1 protein-coding gene and 1 pseudogene are annotated in these 690 nt (G+C 71.4%); one reads left to right on the top strand and one right to left on the bottom strand.

Annotated features, from left to right (window positions below):
- Nucleotides 1-275 (bottom strand): SDR family NAD(P)-dependent oxidoreductase (locus tag CCN42_RS39050; RefSeq protein ID WP_143662194.1); only part of this gene is annotated, 275 nt, incomplete at its 3' end.
- 228 nt (nt 276-503) lie between these two features.
- Here CCN42_RS39050 and CCN42_RS39045 point away from each other — a divergent pair.
- Nucleotides 504-690 (top strand): annotated as a pseudogene (locus tag CCN42_RS39045) (excalibur calcium-binding protein); the annotation flags it as partial.

The following is a 690-nucleotide window of genomic DNA, read 5'->3' as shown; positions in this document are numbered from 1 at the left end:
CCCGCGTTGTTGACGAGGATGGTCGGCGCGCCCAGCTCCTCGGCGATCCGCGCGACGGCCGCCTCGACCTGTGCCTCGTCGGAGACGTCGCAGCCGACCGCGAGGGCCTTGCCGCCGGCCGCGGTGATCTTCTCCACGGTGTCCTTGCAGGCGGCCTCGTCGAGGTCGATCACGGCGACGGCCCGGCCCTCGGCCGCCAGTCGTACGGCGGTGGCGGCGCCGATACCGCGCGCGGCGCCGGTGACGACCGCGACCCGCTGCTCAGTGGTGGACATTGCTGCTTCTCCTCGCCCTTGGGATGCGGCTCTCGCGGTACGCCCATCCGATGAGCGACCGCTTAGTACCTTCAGCAGACGTGACGCTAGAAGCCCTGGCACCCGGTGTCAACGCCCGATCGGGTGCGTGTGATCGATTACCTGAACGGCCTAGTGCTGCGCGCCGCCGCGGTACCGGGCGCCTAGCGTCGAGGGGCGAGCCATCCGTGGCCGGAAAGGAGGCGCTCCATGCGCCGTCGCACCGGTGCCGCAGGCGCGCTCTTCGCGATCATCGCGACAGTGCCGTCGGCCGGCCCCGCACACGCACAGGATCTCGACTGCACCCACTTCAGCCACCAGGAGGACGCGCAGGCCGTCTTCGACGCGGACCGGAGCGATCCCCACCGCCTCGACGAGGACCGGGGTCCGGACGACG

Source organism: Streptomyces glaucescens, from assembly GCF_002154375.1.
GTDB classification, from domain to species: Bacteria; Actinomycetota; Actinomycetes; order Streptomycetales; family Streptomycetaceae; genus Streptomyces; species Streptomyces glaucescens.
This window is presented reverse-complemented; position numbering and strand designations above follow the sequence as displayed.